The 22,108-nt window shown below is 34.6% G+C and carries 17 protein-coding genes and 1 tRNA gene; 11 read left to right on the top strand and 7 right to left on the bottom strand.

Going from position 1 to position 22,108, the window contains the following annotated elements; genetic code table 11:
- Positions 1-11 precede the first annotated feature (11 nt).
- The 3 genes from V7719_RS12360 to V7719_RS12350 all read left to right on the top strand — a co-directional run bounded on the left by V7719_RS12360 (position 12) and on the right by V7719_RS12350 (position 1,661).
- Positions 12-464 (top strand): Hsp20/alpha crystallin family protein, encoded by a 453-nt coding sequence (locus V7719_RS12360; RefSeq protein WP_335730228.1) that lies wholly within the window; start codon positions 12-14, stop codon positions 462-464.
- Between the two features lie 64 nt (positions 465-528).
- Positions 529-978 (top strand): hypothetical protein, encoded by a 450-nt coding sequence (locus tag V7719_RS12355; RefSeq protein WP_335730227.1) that lies wholly within the window; start codon positions 529-531, stop codon positions 976-978.
- A gap of 11 nt (positions 979-989) precedes the next feature.
- Positions 990-1,661 (top strand): hypothetical protein, encoded by a 672-nt coding sequence (locus V7719_RS12350; RefSeq protein ID WP_335730226.1) that lies wholly within the window; start codon positions 990-992, stop codon positions 1,659-1,661.
- Positions 1,662-1,820: 159 nt separating this feature from the next.
- On the opposite strand, the gene V7719_RS12345 is transcribed toward V7719_RS12350, so the two are convergent.
- Positions 1,821-2,678, bottom strand: coding sequence for a universal stress protein (locus V7719_RS12345; protein ID WP_335730225.1), 858 nt, complete (start codon positions 2,676-2,678; stop codon positions 1,821-1,823).
- 189 nt (positions 2,679-2,867) lie between these two features.
- On the opposite strand from V7719_RS12345, the gene V7719_RS12340 reads away from it, so the two are divergent.
- The 5 genes from V7719_RS12340 to V7719_RS12320 all read left to right on the top strand — a co-directional run bounded on the left by V7719_RS12340 (position 2,868) and on the right by V7719_RS12320 (position 8,165).
- Entirely contained in the window at positions 2,868-3,650 is a 783-nt protein-coding gene (locus tag V7719_RS12340; protein WP_335730224.1) for a DUF3108 domain-containing protein, read from the top strand.
- Positions 3,651-3,658: 8 nt separating this feature from the next.
- Positions 3,659-4,000, top strand: a complete 342-nt coding sequence (locus tag V7719_RS12335; protein WP_335730223.1) for an FUSC family protein — start codon at positions 3,659-3,661, stop codon at positions 3,998-4,000.
- Positions 4,001-4,079: 79 nt separating this feature from the next.
- Positions 4,080-5,114, top strand: coding sequence for a M28 family peptidase (locus V7719_RS12330; RefSeq protein WP_335730222.1), 1,035 nt, complete (start codon positions 4,080-4,082; stop codon positions 5,112-5,114).
- Between the two features lie 186 nt (positions 5,115-5,300).
- Positions 5,301-6,881: a M28 family peptidase gene (locus tag V7719_RS12325; RefSeq protein ID WP_335730221.1), complete on the top strand. Its 1,581-nt coding sequence runs from the start codon at positions 5,301-5,303 to the stop codon at positions 6,879-6,881.
- Positions 6,882-7,028: 147 nt separating this feature from the next.
- Positions 7,029-8,165, top strand: coding sequence for a sterol desaturase family protein (locus tag V7719_RS12320; protein WP_335730220.1), 1,137 nt, complete (start codon positions 7,029-7,031; stop codon positions 8,163-8,165).
- A 56-nt stretch (positions 8,166-8,221) separates the two neighbouring features.
- Here V7719_RS12320 and V7719_RS12315 read toward each other — a convergent pair.
- Both V7719_RS12315 and bshB1 read right to left on the bottom strand, forming a co-directional pair.
- A tRNA-His gene (locus V7719_RS12315) sits at positions 8,222-8,297 on the bottom strand.
- A 177-nt stretch (positions 8,298-8,474) separates the two neighbouring features.
- Positions 8,475-9,191 (bottom strand): bacillithiol biosynthesis deacetylase BshB1, encoded by a 717-nt coding sequence (bshB1, locus tag V7719_RS12310; RefSeq protein ID WP_335730218.1) that lies wholly within the window; start codon positions 9,189-9,191, stop codon positions 8,475-8,477.
- A gap of 300 nt (positions 9,192-9,491) precedes the next feature.
- On the opposite strand from bshB1, the gene V7719_RS12305 reads away from it, so the two are divergent.
- The 3 genes from V7719_RS12305 to V7719_RS12295 are packed head-to-tail and all read left to right on the top strand — an operon-like array spanning position 9,492 to position 13,731.
- Entirely contained in the window at positions 9,492-11,321 is a 1,830-nt protein-coding gene (locus V7719_RS12305) for an SLC13 family permease (protein ID WP_335730217.1), read from the top strand.
- Between the two features lie 59 nt (positions 11,322-11,380).
- Entirely contained in the window at positions 11,381-12,991 is a 1,611-nt protein-coding gene (gene pckA / locus V7719_RS12300) for a phosphoenolpyruvate carboxykinase (ATP) (RefSeq protein WP_442969082.1), read from the top strand.
- Positions 12,992-13,050: 59 nt separating this feature from the next.
- On the top strand, positions 13,051-13,731 hold the full coding sequence (locus tag V7719_RS12295) for a DUF2490 domain-containing protein (RefSeq protein ID WP_335730215.1): 681 nt from the start codon (positions 13,051-13,053) through the stop codon (positions 13,729-13,731).
- 7 nt (positions 13,732-13,738) lie between these two features.
- Here V7719_RS12295 and rlmF read toward each other — a convergent pair whose 3' ends face one another.
- The 4 genes from rlmF to V7719_RS12275 all read right to left on the bottom strand — a co-directional run.
- The gene (gene rlmF / locus V7719_RS12290) at positions 13,739-14,629 is read right to left on the bottom strand and encodes a 23S rRNA (adenine(1618)-N(6))-methyltransferase RlmF (protein WP_335730214.1); all 891 of its coding nucleotides are present in this window, start codon (positions 14,627-14,629) and stop codon (positions 13,739-13,741) included.
- The gene (locus V7719_RS12285; protein ID WP_335730213.1) at positions 14,622-15,788 is read right to left on the bottom strand and encodes a trans-sulfuration enzyme family protein; all 1,167 of its coding nucleotides are present in this window, start codon (positions 15,786-15,788) and stop codon (positions 14,622-14,624) included. The genes rlmF and V7719_RS12285 overlap by 8 nt, the downstream gene beginning before the upstream one ends.
- 76 nt (positions 15,789-15,864) lie before the next feature.
- On the bottom strand, positions 15,865-16,680 hold the full coding sequence (locus V7719_RS12280) for a T9SS type A sorting domain-containing protein (protein ID WP_335730212.1): 816 nt from the start codon (positions 16,678-16,680) through the stop codon (positions 15,865-15,867).
- 130 nt (positions 16,681-16,810) lie between these two features.
- The coding region (locus V7719_RS12275) for a LamG-like jellyroll fold domain-containing protein (RefSeq protein WP_335730211.1) at positions 16,811-22,108 on the bottom strand (5,298 nt) is incomplete at its 5' end.

Below are 22,108 nucleotides of genomic sequence, written 5' to 3'. Positions count from 1 at the left end.
AACATATAATTATGTCACTTATCAAATTTAACAACAGAAACAGATTATTCCCTTCTTGGAATAATGACAGCCTAAAATCATTTTTAAGCACTGATGATTTCTTCAATAATGAATTCTTTGAAGAGGATAGTCTAATGCCAGCAATGAATGTTAAAGAACATGATGAAGATTTCGAAATTGAATTCGCCGCACCGGGCTTTTCTAAAAAGGATTTTGAAGTCACAATCGATGACAATACACTTAATGTTTGTGGTGAAAAGAAAACAGAATCTGAAGAAAAAGATGAAGGCTACACGCGTAAAGAGTTTAGTTACAATTCATTTAAAAGATCACTAAAACTCCCTAAATCTGTTAATATAGATCAGGAGGTTAAAGCGACTTACAAGAACGGTATTCTTAAGTTAAATCTTCAAAAGAAAGAAGAAGTTAAAGAACAACCAAAAAAAGTAATAGAAGTGCTTTAGTAATTAAGAAAGCAGATTGTGGTTTGAGGGACCACATTCTGCTTTCACTTTAAAAAATCATACCATGAAAACAATACAAACACATACAAATTATATTGAATGGTTAAGTGCAGACCAAATGCATGAAGCTTCAAAAGAATGGCTCTCAGAATTAAGATTTATAAGCGATGAACATCTATTTTTCGAAGACCTCATAACAACATTTACGTCTCAATTAATAGAATCAAAAAGATTTTCAGACACAAAAGAAATCATTGATGTCATGAATAAATCTCAAAAACAAAACAACTTACTCATAAAAACCATTATAGCACATGAAAATGAGCTTCAAATTATGGTTGATGGGATAGATCAAGTTAAAGAAGAAAATGCCTATACCAGATCACATAAAAGCTTGATAGATAGCATTAATGAATTTCTAAAAGAATACAAACTCTTAAAAATTCAACTTTTTGATATCATCAAAAACATAAAAAAAGAAGAAAAACGAAATCGTTTAATCGATAAAAGATAATCTCAATAGTCATGAAAAAAGCACTCATAACACTGATAATAGCTCTTTTAATGAGTTGTTCTTCAACACAATTAGTTGAAAGCTGGAAAAACCCAGACATAGATACATACGAACCCTATAAAGTTCTTGTTGTAGGCTTAACTTCAGACGAAGGTGCCAGAGAGCAATTCGAAGAAAAGCTAAAGTATGAGCTAGAACTTAGAGGTTCTGAAGTCGTTATGAGTTTGGATGTATTAGATCATACACCAAAAACTGATAAAATGACTGAAGCAGAATTGAATACTTTAGAAAGTCAGCTTATAGCAGATGGTTTTGATACTATTCTATTCACAAAGATTGTTGGTGTTGAGGATAAAATTAAATATCGAAAAAACGACAAAGGATTTGACGAAACCTACAGAAAATTTAAAGAGGAATATTTAATGTATCAGGATATCTATTTTAATACCGATTACTATGAAGAATATACAATCTATAAAGCTGAAACCTCTATGTATTGTATTTGCCCAACAAAAGACAGAGAACTCATTTGGAAAGGATATATCAATATTACAGATCCTCAATCAATAGAGAAAACTGTAAATGATTATGTAAGGTTAGCTATCGTTGTTTTAGAAGAAGAACAACTAATTAATCGCATAGTCATAAAAAAAGAGGAAACCACTGAAGATATAGTTAACTAGTAATTTACGTTATCAAAACGAAAATTAACCTCGTTAGATTTTCCTGAAGGAATACCTTAACATTAACATAAATTAAAGGACCGCAGAGCATATATCTCCACAAAAAAAGAACCCCACAACGAGAGTTGTGGGGTTTTGTTTAAACTATTTATAATAATATTATTTCAAATAAAAATCACCAGTGTTTTCCATCACCAACAAAGGCACTTTTAAATCAAACGCGAAACTTTCAACAGGATGTGTGACAAATAAGCGTTCTAAAAAAGAATGCCTTCTACTCATCATGGCTAACAAATCTATATGATGTTCTGGAATGTATGTTGTTATTACTTTAAATAAATCCCCTCCTTCCAATTCGATAAATGAATGATCAATATTAGTAAAACAAGCATCTAAAAAAGCTCTATTGTTTTCTTGATATTGAGTTAAGTGTTCAGCATCTTTAACATGAATCACATGTACTTTATAATCATAGTGTTCAGCCATATTTACTAAGGGTAACAAATCTTCAGATTTATACTCAGTATAATAGTTAGACGTAAAAGCAATATCTTTAATCTCCGAATATTTATAATTATTAGGAATCGCTAAAACTGGACAACTAGAACGCTGTATCACTCTAACCGTATTAGAACCAAATAGTGTTTTACCCAAATTAGACGCTCCTTTTGTACCCATGATAATCAAATCGATAGCTTCCAATTCCACAACTTGATTAATGGCATCAATAAAATTGTCATAATCTACTTTGGATTTAAACGTATGCAAGGTGTTTCCATAAATAGTCTCTAAATCTGTAATCAAACGCTTTATTTGTTCTTTAGCAGATGTAACTAAAGCATTGAAAATAGTTTCAGAAGGTTGCATAGCCATTAAATCATCTGAAACAAATGAGGAAACCTTTTGAACATTCAGCACAGAAAACTCACATGCTTCATATTTAAAAAATTCTATAGCATAATGAATAGCATTAATAGAATTCTCTGAAAAATCGGTTGGTAACAATATCTTTTTCATAATAAAAAAGGCCTTTGGTTATACTCTAAGTTACTAACCTTTCTCAAATCTATTTATGATAAATATCAACTTTAACATTATGCCAATTAAATAAAAAACTTCAATCAAAAATTAGTTTGAAATTGTAAAGCATTGTATTTTCGGCACAATATATGTTAAGATAACCGTTATTAACTCTAAACTTATCCTATGAGATTATTACCAATACTCACGCTGATTTTTTTGGGCACATTGTCTGCTTTTGCTCAAAACAATACCATTGCTGCTGGAGAAAAGTTAAGCTATAGCGCATCTTATAATATGTCTGGCTTACTTACTGAGCTTGCTCAAGTCACCATGGAAACCAGTGAAGTTAAGACCTCAAAATCCACCTTGCTAAAACTAAAATGTACTGCAGCAACTTACAGTAAATGGGACAGTTTTTTTAAGATTAGAGATTTATATGAGAGCTATGTAAGTCCAAAAACATTAACACCTTTTTTATACAATAGAGACATTAGTGAAGGTGGCTATGAAAAATTTATGAAGTATAAGTTCAACCATAAAACCAGAACAGTTGCCAGTTTAAAGCGCAAAAAACGAAGTGATGGTACAACTTGGGAAGAAAACACATCTGTTAAAATTGGAGCTTCAACTCGTGACTTAGTAACCACACTATACCATATCAGAAACTTAGATATTCATAAGGCTAGTATTGGTGACACTCAGAATTTCACAGTACTTTTCGATAATAAGGAAACCGTTGTAAAAGTAAAATATCTAAGTAAGGAAACCATAAATACAGCCTTAGGTAAAAAAGAATGTTACAAACTGGGAATTTCGTTAAGTAATAGTAATGTATTAAAAGGCAATAGCGACAACTTATTATGGCTCACAGCAGATGAAAACAAAGTGCCAGTTTATGCTAAATTTAAAATTTCAGTCGGTAACGGAGAATTAAAAATTAAATCGGCAACGGGTTTAAAACATTAATATCTATCATGAAAAAATTATTTATAATACTCGGATTTATAACTTCTATTCTTGCTTTGGTATTAGCAGTGACACCATTGTCAAAAGTTGCCTATATACCTTCTGTAGCTGCACTTATTTGTGGTGTATTCGCTTTATATACGTCTAAAGACAAACAACACGCAAAGAAATCCATTCAACTTATCTTTTTAATGACCATTATTGCTTTGGCATTGACGACTTACAAAGCCGTATTCACTAAAGCAGAACTTGGAGACATCAAACAATTGGAACAAAAAGAAGAACAGCTAGAAGAAGAATCTATTGAAGAACTTGAAAACCTAGATATCGATGAGATCGATACACAATAAATTAAATGAGGTAATACTTCGGTATTACCTTTTTTTTTGTTTTATTTGAATCAAAATCAGCCACTTATTTAACCCAAGAATGAAAGTTCAACTTGTTGCTTTATCCCTTACTTTAGTTGGTTCATGTACCACATTAAGGCATACTGAAAAAATCGAAAAGCTAAAAGAGGGCATTGCCTTTGAAGATGCGAAAACAGTTGAAACTTATCTCAGCACAATCACTCAAGACGAATTAAAAGACCATGTGTATAAATTTTCATCAAGTGATTTTCAAGGTCGTAGAGCTGGTGAACCTGGACATCATAAAGCGTCTCAGTTTTTAAAAGACTATTACATCAAAGAACATATTGCATCTCCTTTAGGCTCAAAATATTATCAGCATATCCCTGAATCTTTTTTTTCTGATGGTATTAAAGACTCACAAAATGTTATTGCGTTTGTAAAAGGAAGTCAATACCCTGATGAAGTCATCATCATTTCTGCACATTCTGATCATGAAGGTTTTACAGATACTGAAATTTACAATGGCGCAGATGACAACGGTTCTGGTACAGCGGCAGTTCTCGAAATGGCCCAAGCTTTTAAAAAAGCGGCTATGGAAGGACATGGACCTAAACGTAGTGTCGTGTTCTTACATCTCACAGGAGAAGAAGTGAATCTAACAGGCTCAAGGTATTACACAAAATATCCTGTGTTTTCTATGCATAATACCGTTGCAAATCTCAATATAGATATGATTGGTCGTGTTGACGATGCGCATATAGACAACGAAAACTATGTCTATCTCATAGGTGCCGACCGACTAAGCACAGAGCTTCATTACATTTCAGAAATGGCTAATTCAGAATTCACAAATCTAGAATTGGATTATAAACTCAATAGCGATAGCGACCCAAATCGTTATTATTACAGATCTGATCACTATAATTTCGCACAAAAAGGTGTACCCGTTATTTTCTATTTTAATGGCGAACACGAAGATTACCATGAGCCTACAGATACTGCGGAAAAAATAAACTTCCCACTATTAGAAAAACGAACCAAACTCATATTTGCAACCGCGTGGTATTTAGCAAATTCTGATCGCAAAATTGTGGTCGACGTCGATTCATAATAGTTGTTAAAATTAGCATAAAGACGCAACGGAATAGACAAAAATCATCTAAAATTTTTGTAATATCGCAACGCAAAACTAATTAACATGCAAATAATGAAATATCCATTCTAAAACAACAGCTAACATGGATAATTGTTTTTTGGCTATTGCATAAGACTAATTCAAAATAATAAAGACAAACGGATGAAACACTCACTTGGCATTTTTGCTATAGCCTTACTTTTGGTTGGCTGTGGTAGCTCAAATCAAAACTCAACAAAAAAAGCTGACAACAAAGTTCCTGCTGATCCAACAGAATATGGAAATACAATTACTTCAGATGAATTAAAAGACTTGCTTTACACCTATGCTTCAGATGAATTTGAAGGTCGTGAGACTGGAGAACCTGGACAAAAGAAAGCCGTGAATTATTTGAAAGAACAATACATAAAAATGGGTATTCCCTCTCCTCTATCGGGAGATGATTATTTTCAAGAAGTCCCTTTAGAACGCCAAAAGTCACCAACAGTAGAACTCGTAATTAAGGGTTCTACTATGGAAAACTATGTGGACTATATGATATCACAGGGGAGTTCCGATTCCCAACAAATAGATATTAATGAAGTCGTCTATGCTGGATACGGTATTGATGCAGAGAACTATTCCGATTATAAAGACTTAGACATAAAAGGTAAAGTGGTTTTAATTAAAGCTGGTGAGCCTAAAGATGCGAATGGAAATTACGTTACATCCGGTTCTACCGAAGACACAAAATGGAGCACTGGAAGACAAGAGCTATCATCAAAGCGTAATGCCGCTAGCGATCGTGGTGCAAAAACCTTACTATATTTAAATGAAAGTATGCTAAATCGATTTGGCGCCTACTATAAAAAAAATGCTGAATCAGGAAGAGCTGGACGAATTTCATTGAAGAGTAACGATACACCCATGCTATTTATGATGGTTGGTGAAACTGTGGCTAAAGCAATTCATCCTGACGTGATGACATCTGATGCATCAAAAATGTTGAGTACAAAAATTACTGGATCCATTACATCTGAAACAGAAAAAGTAAGTTCTGAAAACGTTGTAGCCTTCCTTAGAGGAACTGAAAAACCTGACGAAATTGTGATTATTTCTGCACACTTAGACCACGAAGGTATAAAAGATGGTAAAGTATATAATGGTGCGGATGACGATGGTTCAGGAACAGTAGCCTTATTAGAAATTGCTGAAGCCTTCAAAACTGCAGCTAATAATGGCCATGGACCAAAACGTTCTATCCTGTTTTTACATGTTACTGGTGAAGAAAAAGGATTATTAGGTTCAAGACATTACACAGATAACGACCCCATTTTTCCACTTAAAAATACGGTGGCCGATTTAAATATAGACATGATTGGTCGCATAGATCCAAAACGTAAAGGGGACAGAAATTACGTGTATCTAATTGGTAGTGATAAATTGAGTACAGAGTTGCATAATATTTCTGAAGAAATGAATGAAAAATATACAAACGTTGTCTTAGATTACACCTATAATGATGAGAACGATCCTAATCGTTTCTATTACAGAAGTGACCATTACAACTTTGCAAAAAACAATATTCCAGTTATTTTCTATTTCAATGGAACACATGACGATTACCACCAACCAAGTGATACGCCAGATAAAATTGAATATGATTTACTAGAAAACAGAACACGTTTGGTGTTTTACACCGCTTGGGAAGTTGCCAATCGTGATGCACGAATTATCGCTGATAAAGCAGAAATGGAAAAATAATATTTGGGCGTTACCCTAAAGGGTCGCGCTATTCGCTATATCTTTTTGCAAAAAAAACAAAAAGGATGTCACTATTATCGCTAACGCAAAAAAAGGTTCAAGACAAATTTTAATTATCTTGAACCTTTTTTTATAAATAAATTAATTATGAGTGAAGACAAAAGGCTTAAAATAGGTGAAGGAAAAATTAGTGGTTACCTCTCCATATTTCTGGCCATCGTATCCTTTGGCTTTGTTATCTGTGCATATTTTCCAGATATGTTTACCACCAAAGACTTTAGAGAGATATATAATCCTCAAATTGTGAAATGGTCTATTCTAGGAGCTTTAATCTTGTCATTTATATTCGCTTTTACGAGTTTAATTTTAAGTAAGAAAAAGCGTTATGGATTTATTTCAACCATTTTAATTGCTGCAACTATATTTTTAGGCACAGCTTTACCAGAAGGTACAGGAATTCAAGATAAATCATTTACCGTTGGTTTAGACTGGTTGCTCATAGATGTTTTGGTCTCGGCGATCGTATTTATTCCAATTGAACTCTTTTTGCCAAAACGTCTCAATCAATCTAAATTTCATAACGAATGGCGAACAGACCTAGTCTATTTCATTGTAAGTCATTTATTTATTCAAATTATTGGTGTGTTTGTACAATTTCCTGCAACAACCATGTTTAATAACATTGGATTAGAAAGCTTTCAGAATACCATTCAATCCATTCCTTTTCTGCCTCAATTATTTGTAGCACTTTTAGTATCCGATTTATTTCAATATACAGCCCATTATTTCTTTCATAAGATTCCATATTTATGGCGTTTCCATGCGGTACATCATTCAACAAAAAACTTAGATTGGCTTGCAGGATCACGTACACACTTTTTCGATTTGGTCGTCGTTAGAGCGATGTCGTTTATTCCAATATATGTTTGTGGGTTTGATCGTTCTGTATTTTTTACTTACATTATTATTGTCTCTTTTCAAGCTGTTTTAGCACATGCAAATACGAGAATTAATTTTGGGTTCTTAAAATATGTATTCGTAACACCACAATACCATCATTGGCATCATTCTGATGACCCAAAAGCTTATGATAAAAACTTTGCAATTCACTTTCCATTTATCGATATGATATTCGGCACCTACTATCAAATGGGTAACGAGTGGCCAGCAGCAACAGGATTAGGAGATGTAAAATATCCAAAAGGTTTTGCCAAACAGTTTGTATATCCATTTGTAAAAAATCCTCAGGAGCATCAAGATTTAAAAGATGCTAGCGAACGTTAGAGAGAAAATATGGCCTACAAAAAAAGCTCCTCATTTCTGAGAAGCTTTGTCATTCTGGGTGGAAGACCGGGCTCGAACCGGCGACTTTCGGTACCACAAACCGACGCTCTAACCAACTGAGCTACAACCACCATTTGTAGCATTTTGTAATGCGTGTGCAAATGTAAATTATTTCACAGTTACTACAAAGAGTTTTTTTTAAAATTATTACTTAAAAATAAATCGAAACAAAAAGATAAAGCTTCTTATATAAAACGATAAAGTCTATTGGCTTGTATCTAAAAGCGAAGTGGTCTAAAAATCTGATTATTACTTCAAATCAAACAAGCTATCTACAGCTACGTATCGCTCTGCAGTAAAACCTTCGGCATACTCGGTTCCAGTTAAACGACCAAGATCTCTTGCTCTATATTTTATACTGTCTGTAAAGTTTTTACTAGTGATTGGCGTTTGAGGTTCGTTACTATTCGGATCGTAAAATTGTGTTTTATACGCCAAAACGGATGCCATTTTAGTCTCAATATATTCAGAAACGTCAACAGCAAGATCTGGCTCTATATTTTTCCACTGGATGTAATGATATACCTGTTTTGGCCGCCATTTTTCTTGAGTCTCTCCATCAAGTTCTGTCTCTATTTTCAGGAGTCCGCTTAAAAAACAAGCATCACTCACAAGTTTACTTCCTTTACCATGATCTATATGTCGATCGTCAATGGCATTACACAACACAATCTCTGGACGATACTTGCGTATCATTTTGATAATCTCCAATTGGTGCGTTTTATCATTAACAAAAAAACCATCAGCAAATGCAAGGTTTTCTCTTACTGTAACTCCCAAAATTGTCGCAGCATCACTAGCTTCCTGATCTCTGGTTTCAGCAGTACCTCGTGTTCCAAGTTCACCTCTTGTTAAATCTACTATGCCCACTGTTTTGCCGTTTGCTACTTCTTTGGCTACAGTTCCTCCACAACCTAATTCTACATCATCTGGATGCGCACCAAAAGCCAATATATCTAATTTCATCCTTATGTTTTTTACTGTCGAAAGTAATATTTGACGTCTTTTAATCAAAAAAAGAGCTTATACCTCGAAAGACTCATCTAAGATAAGTCAATATTAATTCGAAAAACAAAGCTAATATTTATAACTCAATATTTCTCACTCGTTTTCGTAAATGTTTTATGTAAAAATTTACAACAAATTTAGACAATTTCGCAAAAGTAATGACCATACCAGTTCTATGATATATGTCATGTTTATTGCTTGCTGTTAAATATAACTTTATATTATAAATTAATCCTCAAAAATCAATATATGACTCTCATGCTTATCATACTAACGTTGACCATTGCTTTTTTTGTTTGGGGAAAATTCACACCAGATATTGTAGCCTTGGTGTCGATGATAAGTTTATTCTTATTTGGAATATTAGATCTCAATGAAACCTTAAGTGGCTTTAGTAATCCAACGGTGATTATGATTGCCTCTTTATTTGTTATTGGCGAAGGGCTATCTCAAACAGGTTGGACCGCTTTGGCTGGAAAAAAACTCATGGATTGGGCAGGAAAAAGTGTGCCAAAATTATTAGTTATTGTGACATTTGGTGCTGGGATTTTATCTGGTTTTGTAAGTAACACAGGAACTGTAGCAACTTTATTACCAGCTACAATATCATCGGCTTGGAGCATTGGTACAATGCCTTCCAAAATATTAATGCCTATGGCATTTGGAGCAAATAGTGGTGGTTTATTGACCTTAACTGGTACGCCTCCAAATATCATTGTCAACAATACATTAATCGATTCTGGTTTTGAAGGATTTTCATTTTTTGAGTTTTCATTGATTGGTTTACCTTTATTACTAATCGCTATTATTTACTTCAGATTTATTGGGTTTAAATTATTGCCAAAACGCAAAACCAATAATAAACCAGTAGATATAAATACAACACTTCATAAATGGATTGAAGCTTATCAAATTGAAAATGATTACTACCGATTAAGAATACGTTCAGTGTCTCCTTTAATTAATACAAAAATTAGTGAATGGAACTTCGAAAAGGAGTACCAAGTTAACATCATTCGTTTAAAACGAAGACATCCTAACCGATTAAAGGGTAATCATCCCTATATAGAGTTTCCTAGTCCAGAGACTGATATGCGCTATCATGACATTCTCACTATTAAAGGGGATACAGAAGCGATTAATAAACTCATGATTAAATTCCGATTAGGATTATTACCAGCAGAACCTGTCAAGGATGAATTGAGAAACAATTTAATCAATCAGGAGGTTGGAATGACCGAAGTATTAGTCACTCAAAAATCATCATTAGTAGGTAAAAACATTAAACTCAACCAATATTTTAAACGCTATGGTATTCAGTTGTTAGCAACCTCTCGCCACAGAAAACCATTTATTGAAGAAACCATGCGTGTTGAAGCTGGTGATGGTTTTATTATAAGAGGACAATGGCAAGACATAGAACAACTCAAAAATCAGCACGAAAACATTGTGATTTGTGGTAGTCCTGAGGGTATGGCTAAAACAATAGATGACATTACTCCCAAGTCTTACATCGCTTTATTTGCATTGGCATTGATGATAGTTTTATTAGTCATTGATAGTGTTCCTGGAGCTATTGCTGCATTAATTTCTGCAGGTATCGTTTTGTTAACAGGCTGTGTCCCTATTACTAAAGCCTATAAAAGTATCAGCTGGATGAGTGTGATTATGATTGCTGCAATGATACCAATGGGCATTGCACTCCAGAAAACAGGAACAGCTCAACTTATAGCAAATGGGATCATTAGTTTTTTAGGTGATGCAAGTCCAATATACTTAATCGTTGGCGTCTTTCTAATGACGACAATCTTTAGTCAATTTATTAATAATTCGGCAACAGCAGTCCTCATGGCACCAATCGTCATACTGGCAGCAAATGCATTACAAGTTGCGCCCGAGCCATTAATGATTACCGTTGCTATAAGTGCATCAACAGCGTTCTTAACACCCATTGGCACAACAACCAATGCCATGGTCTTAGCCGCTGGAGGTTATAAGTTTTCCGATTATTTTAAAGTTGGATTTCCATTATTACTATTATTTCTAGCAACAACTGTATTACTAGTGCCATTGATATGGCCATTTTAAATCGAAAATCGAATATAAAACATTATTAAATCATGGAAAATTTATTAAACAAACCAATTATGAAAACTAGAGACCTCACAAAGTACGGATTAAAAGACACCAATGCACATTGGAACTTATCTCCAGAAAAATTACAAGCCATTACCATTGAAAAAGGAATGGGAAAAGAAACCGCTAATGGCACTTTAGCCATTAATACAGGAAAATATACTGGACGTTCACCTCAAGACCGTTTTATAGTAAAAGACGATTACACGGAGAAACGTGTATGGTGGGGCAAAACAAATAAAGCTATTTCACCAGAAAATTTCGATGACTTACAATCTGAAATTGAAAACTATTTAAGCGGAAAAGAAATCTACGTAAGAGACGCTTATGTTTGTGCAGATCCAGAGTACAAAACAAATGTTAGAACGGTTACAGAATATCCTTGGTCTAACATGTTTGTGTATAATATGTTTCTAAGATCAGAAGAATCTGAATTAGAAAATTTTGAAGAAGACTGGTTAGTGCTTTGCGCACCAGGTTACGAAGCACCAGATCCAAAAAATTACGGACTTCGTCAAGGGAATTTTTCAATACTAAACTTCACCAAAAAGATTGCCTTAGTTGGTGGTTCTGCATACACAGGTGAAATAAAAAAAGGCATCTTCTCTTCTTTAAATTTTATTCTGCCAGTAGAAAAAGATGTGTTGCCAATGCACTGCTCAGCAAATGTAGGTGAAGATGGTGATACTGCAATTTTCTTCGGGCTTTCTGGTACTGGTAAAACAACTTTATCTGCAGATCCAAATCGTAAATTAATTGGTGATGATGAGCATGGTTGGACCGCAAATAATAACATCTTTAATTTTGAAGGTGGTTGTTATGCAAAAGTTATCGATTTAACAGAAGAGAAAGAACCAGACATTTATAGAGCGATTAAACCAGGTGCAATTCTTGAAAATGTGATTTTCAAAGACAATGGAGAAATTGATTATATGGATAGTAGTATCACTCAGAATACTCGTGTGAGCTATCCTATCTATCATATCGATAATATTCAAAAACCATCTTACGCTGGTAATCCAACAAACATCTTCTTCTTAACCTGTGATGCTTTTGGAGTTTTACCTCCGGTATCTAAGTTAACTCCTGGTCAGGCTGCATACCACTTTATATCTGGATATACAGCTAAAGTTGCTGGTACAGAAGCAGGTATTACAGAACCTGTACCATCTTTCTCTGCATGTTTTGGAGAACCATTTATGCCATTACATCCAACCGTTTATGCTGAAATGTTAAGTAAAAAAATGCAAGATGCAGGTGTTAACGTTTGGCTCATAAACACAGGTTGGAGTGGCGGACCTTATGGTGTTGGTTCTCGTATAAAACTGAAATATACCAGAGCAATGATTACTGCTATTCTTGATGGAGAATTAGACAATGTTGAGTTTGAGCAACATCCAATATTTGGATTATTTATGCCAAAAACTTGTCCAAATGTTCCTAATGAATTGTTAGACCCTATGAATACTTGGCTACAAAAAGGTGCTTATGTCAGCAAATCAATTCAATTAGCACATTCATTCCATTTAAATTTCGAAAAATTCGCTAGTGAAGCTTCTGAGCAAATCATTGAAGGAGGTCCATTAATTGACGAACATCATCATTTAAACGACCACATTTAATAATTCCATGACTGAAAAGAGCCCGAAAACGGGCTCTTTTCTTTTTTGTTGAAATCACTATGAAAGCACCCTTATTTGTCATTATTGCACTTTGTATTAACACCCAATTATTTGCTCAAAAAAATTCTGAAGATTACTTAGGGTATTGGTATACCCTTGGACTTAATCATAGATTTACTGAAAAATTCAGCCTTACACCTTATGCTGAATTAAGGTTTTATGAACCAACTTCGAATTATAATTTAACTTTTTTAAGTATAAGAGGTAATCATCATATAAATGAAAACCAAACTGTTGGTATTGCTTATGCTTATTTAGATATTGATAGTGTTTTTGGCCCTGACAATCATCCTAATACAATAGAGCATAGAATTTTAGAACAGTATACTTATAAACATAAACTTGGTACTTTTAAAGTGCACCATCGTTTAAGATTAGAACAACGTTTTTTAGAATTTAATGATAGAAACGAAATTCAAAATCGATTGCGCTACAGATTAAGTTTAAAATATAATATTAACAAAACAGTATTCTTAGGTCTTACTGAAGAACCTTTTGTTAATTTTCAAGATCAAGCATTTCATGAAAACCGATTTTATATAGGTATTGGTTTCAATCTATTAAAGCACACTCAACTTCAGATAGGCTACTTAAAACAACATATTAGAAAGAATAACCTCAATCGAATTCAGATTGGCATTAGTATTCAAACAGATTCTAGAAAAAAGAAAACTAATTAATAAGTAACTACGATTTCCAATCCTTTTGTTGAGCTTCAGTTAAAAATGTCCAAGCTACAACTCTACTTATCTTGTTACCTAGAGAGATCTGCAGAATTCTAAAGTCAGTTGCTCCAAGTTTTTTCAATGATGCTTCCATACTCAAAACGTGTTGCGTTTTAGAAACCAAACAGGTATACCAAAAACAATTAGTTTTTAGAAGAGAACTTTGATACAGGTAATTATGTACAAAAGCCTTCTCTCCTCCTGGATACCACAATTCTTTTGCAGTACCACTAAAATTGCGAACAACTTTATCGGTTTGTTTTCCTAATCCTTTTTGTTTGAGCAATGTATTTTCATCGGCTTCTTCTTCGTCTTTATAGAATGGCGGATTGCACATCGCAGCACTCACCTTTTCTTTAGATTTTAAAATTCCGGTGAGGATATTCTGTTCATTATCTTGATAGCGTAATGTTATGGAATTACTTAACTTGTTTTTAGCTATTATTTTTTCGGCAGACTTCATTGCTTGTGTGTCAATTTCTGAAGCGATAAAATTCCATCCGTATTCTGCTTGTCCTAATAGTGGATATATACATGTAGCTCCTGCGCCTATATCTAATACTGTAATGTCTTCTTTGACTCCTGAACGTTTTAGCAAAGCATTTAATAAATGAATATACTCAACGCGACCTGGAATTGGCGGACATAAATTCGCATCGGGAAATTCCCAATAGTCAATTCCATAATGTTGTTTCAGTAATGCCGTATTTAAGGCTTTGACTGCTTTAGGCTTAGCAAAATCAATGGTTACCTTTCCGAAGGTATTAGTAAACACGAATTCCTCCAATTTCGGAAAACTCTTTACTAAGATATCAAAATCGTAACCTTCAGAATGTTTGTTATTTTTATGCAAAAGATATAGTTTTAGTGATGTTAATTGCTTGCGCAATATCGGATTTTAAATCTTTATATGTTTCTATACCAACCGAAAAACGAATCAATTGATTACTTATACCAACAGCATCACGTTGTTCTTGAGTTAGCAAAGCGTGAGATGTTTCCGAAGGTAGCAACATTGTACTCTCCACACCAGCTAAACTCATAGACGATTTTATCAAATGTAATTGCTTTTGAAATGCCATAGCATCAATACCTTCAACCAATTCAAAAGATAACATGGCTCCAAAATCACGCATCTGTGTTTTTGCCAATTCATGTTCTGGATGACTTTTTAATCCTGGGTAATAGACCTTGGCAATGTCCTCGTGTTTATCTAGAAACTTAGCTAGTTTTCGCGCATTTTTGTTTTGTGCCTTCACACGAAGTGCTAATGTTTTCATACTACGTTCTAGCATCCAAACAGTCATATCACTTAGGCTTCCACCTAAATTCTTTGACACATTCCAAATGCGATCTATATGCTCTTGAGAACTTGCTACTGTTCCAGCCAGAATATCACTATGACCACCAAGATATTTTGTTGCAGAATGCATGACGATATCAATTCCGAAGTCAATAGGATTCTGGTTCACAGGACTAGCAAATGTATTATCAATCGTAGAAATAATGCCCTTAGATTTTGCCAAATCGGCAACCGCTTTTATGTCTGTAACGGTCAATAAAGGGTTGGAAGGCGATTCAAAATGAATCACTTTAGTATTTGGTTGAATGGCTGCTTCGAAATCGGAAACCGCATAACCATTAGTAAAAGTAAACTCGATACCATATTTATGAAATTCTTCACGTATAAAATTACTTGTTCCTCCATATAAGGTATTCTGTACGACAATATGATCACCATTTTGCAAAAACGCCAAAAACATATGACTTATAGCTGCCATTCCGCTAGCAAAAATAAGTGCGGCTTCAGTATGTTCTAATGCAGCAATCTTTTTCGCTAGAAATTCTTGATTTGGGGTATTGAAATAACGTGGATAGCGCTTAACATCTACATTATCAAACTCATAAGATGTTGATAGATAAATTGGCGAAATTGCCCCTTTAAACTGCTCATCTTTGATTTCTCCAACATGTGTGCAGATGGTATTCAGTCCTAATTTTTGCTTCGACATGGTTCTTTAATTTGAAAGTACTAAAATTACAAAAAAAGAATGTCAACTAAGCAAAACTAGACGAAGCTCATGTCAATTATTTGGTAATAACTAAACGCTTGTTAAATTTGGCTGATTTCGTTTTAACACTGACCAAATAAGTCCCTTTAGACATATGTGCTAAAGATACTTTTAAAGTCCCTGAAGTATCAGCATTTAGGTTATTCCATTGCTTCACTTTCTGGCCTAAAATACTATACAATGTAATTTGCTGAATTTGAAATTGTTCAGAGCTATTGATATGTAAGGACCTTGTGGAAGCGATGTATTTAATTTCGGGAGTTTGTAAATTCGATTCTTCAACAGATAATTGACTGTTAGGAAAGCTCATAAAGCTCATGTTATTTGTAAATGCAATATAGAACCGATTGGTATGATTTCCTTCGGAAATAGTCTCTATGACACTGTTTTCAGAAATAGAAGTTACAGTTTCATTAAGCGAATCGTAAATATATACGTCAATGTTCTGATTAAAATTTTCTAAGGCTTCCAATGAAAACTCGACATCTCCACTGTTAGACAAAAACAAACCTAAAGGATAGGTTTTACTTTCATGAAATTGACCAACACCTTGAATAACATAGCGATTGTCTTGGATCATCCAGTTACAATCATCAGGATAGCTATCTGGATTTAAAGCATCATAGCCATAGTCAAAACCATCACTTGCGGCATTATCACTTGTAAAACCGAGTAACAGGTGCCTGGTATAACCCATAGGTGTGGTTATATTAATTCGTACGCGTTGGATTTCAGAATTCACTGTTGGAGTTGAATTACTAGAAAAAGCATTAATGTGTTGTATTGGTATACAAAAAAGTATAACAAAACATAAGTAGGTAAAGTTTTTCATTAGATTTGGGGTTTAATGAAAATTAGTTTTAGTTGCTAGGCAATCTAAGAATTAAAAACAGAAAAATCCGTAAAATGCATAAAATTTCGATGAAATGCATGTTACGGATCTATTTTGGTAAGAATTTACTTTATTGTTTCACTATAACTTTAGCATTAAAAGTTGAAGTATGTGTATCTACTTTGATAACATAGGCACCTTCAGAAAGGTTTTTAACCGGAATTCTAATAGCTCCATCTAATTCAAATTCAGATGTATTATCCCAGCTCATTATCTCTTGACCTAAAAGATTAATTAGCTTAATTGATTTTACTTCTGAAATGTTAGTTGTTCTCACATAAATTTCTTGAGTAGTATTGAAAAAGCTTATTATTTTCTGACTTAGCTCTTCTTCTGAAATCGATAGGGTAGAATCCGAAGAAAACGTAATATAAAAACGGTTAGCATAGGTATCTGCATCTAGTGCAATTTGAAATGTTTCTGTAGTTATATCAAAATACGTATCCAATAAAGCATCGTATACATAAACAGTAATAGCTTCATCAAAGTTTTCTAAGCCATTTAGAGACACCTCATACATTCCGGCAGAATTTACATAAGCTACTAAAGGATATTGCTTAGTATCATCAAAATCACCTACACCTTGTGTTGTATAATTACCATCACCAATTCTCCAAAACATATCGTTAGGAAACTCGTCATCTGAATTTTCGGCATCATAGCCATAATCAAATCCATCTGTCGCTTGACTATTAGGAACAAAAGCCAGTAGTAATGGGCGGATAGCACCTTCTTCGGTTTTAAAATTTAAACGTACACGCTGTATTTCCGGATTAGGGTCTTCCTGAGACGAATACATATTAGGATTGCTTGTTCTAAAAAACTGTGAACTTGCCAAGGCTTCTCTCTCAAATACACGTTGACTATTTTTAAATTGAATATTGCCACCAACATTGCTAGCAGTCACAAAGAATCCTTGTGATACAGGAATGTATTGACCTGGCAATTTAGTTGGTGTCCCAATACCACTTACCAAAGGTCCAGACACAGCTTGATTACCACCAGAAAGATTATAGGTCGCATAACCTCCTTCATAATCTTCAAGAATATGAGTGAAGTTTGACGTATAATGTTCCCAGAAATACAGTGTTCCATCAGTACTTTGAGTAGAACCTGGATTACCAGATCCACCAGGAAGATTATCCCTAATAAACTGATTAGCATCTATAGCCGATGGATAAGGATTACCTACGAGTGCCTGATTACCAATAGTTAAAGGCGTTGTGATGGTTCCATTATTTGGTTTTCCTATAAACACATAATTCTGAACATCTGTAACAGGGTTTCCAGCACCACTACCTTTCATAGTGAAACTAAGTCCGGTTGCTAAAACATCAGTTTCAGCCAAATCTCGCCATTGTGCATAGCCTTCTTCTGGTGTATTCCCTACAGCATAATTTTCATATGCATACAACCATCGACTACTTTGTGTGATTGGTGTTGTACTGCCATCAGCATCTTGTGCTGTAGTCCATTGTAGGTTTAAAGGTGTCGCAGAATTCGTACCATCTCTTAAAACAGTAGCAATACCATAAGGGTTATTATTTGAAGTGATATTGAAAGCACTCACAGGAGAGCTTAAATAATTATAATTATAGAGATTCGCTGATCCTTGCTGATCACGTTCCAATTTACCTGAACTTGTAACTTCTAATATACTACCTTCATCTTGAAGTAATTGCGATTCTCCAAATAGATCAATATCGCCATCCAGATTTAAATAATGAGTCACTCTTAATGATTGTCCAACATTAGTTTCATTTTGAGCTGATCCAGGATCAGTAATAGCTAATACTTTATTAGGTGTATCAGATATGAGTCCTAAAACGATAATATCTTTATCACCAGAGGTAATATTATGTGATGTTTGAACAATATTCCAATCTATTGGTGTGATGCCATCAATGCCTAAGCTATTTGGAGCATTCCAAACATTAAAGTTGGTCCATGTATTATCTGTAGGCCAATCTTGACCATCTACTCTTGAAGTATATGGTATTGGTGCAGTTTCTTGCTGTGAAGAATTCATGTTTCTTAATCGACCTCTAACACCCTTATAGGCTTGTAGAAAACCACAAGCTACATCCATTCGATAATAGCCATCTAAGTCTGTCCAAGATAATCCAGGAATATCCAATGGTACAACAACACCTCTCACTGCTGTGTTATTTACAATCTCTTGATTCATCATCTGACGAATTTGTGCAGTAGTTAAGGCTGTATTCCAGATTCTTAATTCATCTATCCAACCATGATATAGATTGGTCACATTATTATTGGAAGCAATATCATTATCTAAAGCACCAACTAAAGCTTCAGCATCTGATGTTGTAGATAATGGAGGATTTACACTTCCTGAAATTACACCGACGTCAATACCGTCTATATATAAAGCATAAGTTGCTCCGTCATACGTTACTGCAATATGATACCATCTGGATGTATCAATAGCATACTGAGATGCTATAGTTCCACTTCCAGCTAAATTAAACCAATTAAACTTTACAATACCGTTATCAATATTTAAAACATATCCTCTTGAATTATCAGATGCATTCTTCTTAGAGAAAATAGTATTATTTCCTGCAACAGATACAGGCTTCACCCAATTTTCGATACTAAATCCAGAAGTTAATGCATAGTTATCTTTAAGAGATACAAAATCATCTGTACCATCAAAATCAATATTATTACAACTATTAATAGAAATAATCACATCATCAAAACATCCATTTGCTAATGTCCATCGTAAGGTATATGTTCCTGGATCAGCAGTAAAAGTAGCTCTAGGATTGGCTAAACTTGAAAATGTCACAGAAGTTCCACAGGCACCATTACTAGTATTTAAAATACTCCAAGAGCCTACAATACCAGTTCCAACGAAATTAGTATCTCCTGCTATTATGTTAGGAACTGTATATAAACCTGATTCCCATGCGCCTAAATTAAAGTTTTGAACTGCAGTTAACACATTGTCATAACCCCTTAAATTAATCGTAGATTGACCACATTCTAAAGCTGTAGGACTAAAATCCTGACCTGCATATGCAAGACTTGCATTGATTGAAACAAATTCGGTACCATCATCAGTAGCTGCTCTACAACCGTTAACAAGTGAAGTCACACCAACCTCACGAATACCGGGAGTAACTGGTGTTACGGAAACCGTTGCATTAGTACTAATAATCACACCATCTTCATCCGTCCACTCTAACTCTTCTTCAATATAGGTATATGGAAAACCAACATCATCAATTACCCAAGAGCTATATACATCGAAAGTCGTTGGTATAGGGCTACACGTATTTCCAGGATGAGCTGGAAAATTTATATTTGTACATTCAGTTGAACTTGCACCAAAATATGAAAACATCACTCTTAAGTTGGCCATTCCAGCATAAGCACCTAAATCTAATTGTGCTAATTGCAATGGATCAGAAGTTGGGTGTTGGCCATTATTACCATTTCCGCAATTTGTACCATTCTTACCGTTTACTTGAAAGCCAGTATTATTACCAGACGTATAATTATCACCTTGTATTGTGCTTAAAACGATGTCATAAGTTACACCACCATCAAGTGACAATCTGATTTCAGCATAGGCGCCATTACACAAATAATAGCCTTGATGAAATTCAAGTATTGCTTCTGATGCAGTCATGCCTACTGTATTAAAAATTGGCGTTTCTAAAGTAGTATCGACTATGCCATTAGCAATGACAAATTTAGTATTGTCACCAGTATCATAACGAATGCCACTAAATATTTTTGGTCCATTACTTTCAAACCAAGGCCCAGGATCTGTATTGTTGCCGGGAGCAGGTAAAGATTCTATACCATCAACTAACCAGTTCTCAGGGTTAGCTTGGTTGAACAAACCACCAGTTCCAAACTGTCCTCCACCTGGTCCTTCAAAGAAACTTTCTGCTGTAATATCTACGGTTTCTCCTAAACATATTTCTGTATTACTTACACTTACAATTGTTGGTGGAACATCTGCGGGTAAGAATCTAATTACGGCTAATGGAGAAAACTCAACGCAGTTGCCTGTTTGAACAACTACTCTTACTAAAGTAGTTTCTAATCTGTCTAACAAAGTAATTTGCAATTGGCCTGCTGAACCTGAAACATTCGTCCAAGTTTCACCATTATCAGTAGAAATTTGCCAAGTGCTAACATTACTTGCTGTAATCGTACTACTAGCATCAAGATTGAGCGTTAACTGTATGTCTTTTGGTACAGCAACTCCTCCAGGACATGACGTAACCTCAATAAGATCATCAGCTGGAACAGGATTGTCTGGAATAGGATCTACTACAAGACCTGTTAGGGTACCAGTAGTAATCACAGGAGCGTTTATAGTTATAGTTGCTAAACAATTACTTGAATTACCATTAACATCCAAAATGGTTAATTGTACCGAATTTACACCAACTTCAGTACATCCAAACGTTGTTTGTGCTAAAGTTACACTTTGAATTCCACAAGGGTCTGAACCTGTATACAGAGCATCAACTTGAGCCTGAGAAACTACGATTTGGCCTGTTGCCGAATCAATAGTTACTTCTAGGTTCCCACATTCTCCTGGAATAGTAGTTGGAGGTGTGATATCTTCTACTGTGACTGTCGAAGTACATGTACCAACATTTCCATTGATATCGGTAACTGTCAATGTAACAGTATTTGCCCCTACATCGGCGCAAGTGAATGTCATAGGATTAACAGTTATAGATTGTATACCACAATTATCACTTGAACCATTATCAATATCTAACGGACTTATATTAATTGTTCCTCCAGGGTCTAATTGAACGGTGATATTTTGACAAGATGCCAATGGATTGGATACATCATCAATAATTACGTTTTGTGTTTGTGTACTTGTGTTTCCGTTACCATCATCATAAGTCCAAGTTACAACCGTTGTTGTCCCTTCTCCTGAGATTGGTAAGGTTGCATCGTGAGTTACTGTTACTGTGCCGACACAATTATCTGTCGCTGCTGGATCTGTTAGCGTTGTGACTTCACATTCTCCTGTGATATCTGCTAGAGTTGCTACATCTGCCACTGGTGCAGTGACATCATTAACAATTACTGTTTGTGTTTGAGTGGACGTGTTTCCGTTTCCATCATCATAGATCCAGTTCACTGTATAAGTTCCTTGAGCACTATATGAAGTTGGGTCAGAAGTTGTTCCTGTGATTGTTCCTTCGCAATTATCTGTTGCACTTGGTGCTGTGACACTTGCTGAACATTCGCCTGTTGCATCTGCTAGAGTTGCTATATCTGCTACTGGTGCAGTGACATCATTAACAATTACTGTTTGTGTTTGAGTGGACGTGTTTCCGTTTCCATCATCATAGATCCA

This window comes from Psychroserpens sp. (assembly GCF_036960315.1).
Classification (GTDB): Bacteria; Bacteroidota; Bacteroidia; order Flavobacteriales; family Flavobacteriaceae; genus Psychroserpens.
Note: the sequence above shows the minus strand (reverse complement) of the source record. Positions and strands in the feature narration are given on the sequence as shown.

Excerpts from the sequence above, each read along its gene's own strand:
- V7719_RS12360 (WP_335730228.1), top strand. The coding sequence starts at position 12 with ATGTCACTTATCAAATTTAACAACAGAAACAGATTATTCCCTTCTTGG.
- V7719_RS12355 (WP_335730227.1), top strand. The coding sequence starts at position 529 with ATGAAAACAATACAAACACATACAAATTATATTGAATGGTTAAGTGCA.
- V7719_RS12350 (WP_335730226.1), top strand. The coding sequence starts at position 990 with ATGAAAAAAGCACTCATAACACTGATAATAGCTCTTTTAATGAGTTGT.
- V7719_RS12345 (WP_335730225.1), bottom strand. The coding sequence starts at position 2,678 with ATGAAAAAGATATTGTTACCAACCGATTTTTCAGAGAATTCTATTAAT.
- V7719_RS12340 (WP_335730224.1), top strand. The coding sequence starts at position 2,868 with ATGAGATTATTACCAATACTCACGCTGATTTTTTTGGGCACATTGTCT.
- V7719_RS12335 (WP_335730223.1), top strand. The coding sequence starts at position 3,659 with ATGAAAAAATTATTTATAATACTCGGATTTATAACTTCTATTCTTGCT.
- V7719_RS12330 (WP_335730222.1), top strand. The coding sequence starts at position 4,080 with ATGAAAGTTCAACTTGTTGCTTTATCCCTTACTTTAGTTGGTTCATGT.
- V7719_RS12325 (WP_335730221.1), top strand. The coding sequence starts at position 5,301 with ATGAAACACTCACTTGGCATTTTTGCTATAGCCTTACTTTTGGTTGGC.
- V7719_RS12320 (WP_335730220.1), top strand. The coding sequence starts at position 7,029 with ATGAGTGAAGACAAAAGGCTTAAAATAGGTGAAGGAAAAATTAGTGGT.
- bshB1 (WP_335730218.1), bottom strand. The coding sequence starts at position 9,191 with ATGAAATTAGATATATTGGCTTTTGGTGCGCATCCAGATGATGTAGAA.
- V7719_RS12305 (WP_335730217.1), top strand. The coding sequence starts at position 9,492 with ATGCTTATCATACTAACGTTGACCATTGCTTTTTTTGTTTGGGGAAAA.
- pckA (WP_442969082.1), top strand. The coding sequence starts at position 11,381 with ATGAAAACTAGAGACCTCACAAAGTACGGATTAAAAGACACCAATGCA.
- V7719_RS12295 (WP_335730215.1), top strand. The coding sequence starts at position 13,051 with ATGAAAGCACCCTTATTTGTCATTATTGCACTTTGTATTAACACCCAA.
- V7719_RS12285 (WP_335730213.1), bottom strand. The coding sequence starts at position 15,788 with ATGTCGAAGCAAAAATTAGGACTGAATACCATCTGCACACATGTTGGA.
- V7719_RS12280 (WP_335730212.1), bottom strand. The coding sequence starts at position 16,680 with ATGAAAAACTTTACCTACTTATGTTTTGTTATACTTTTTTGTATACCA.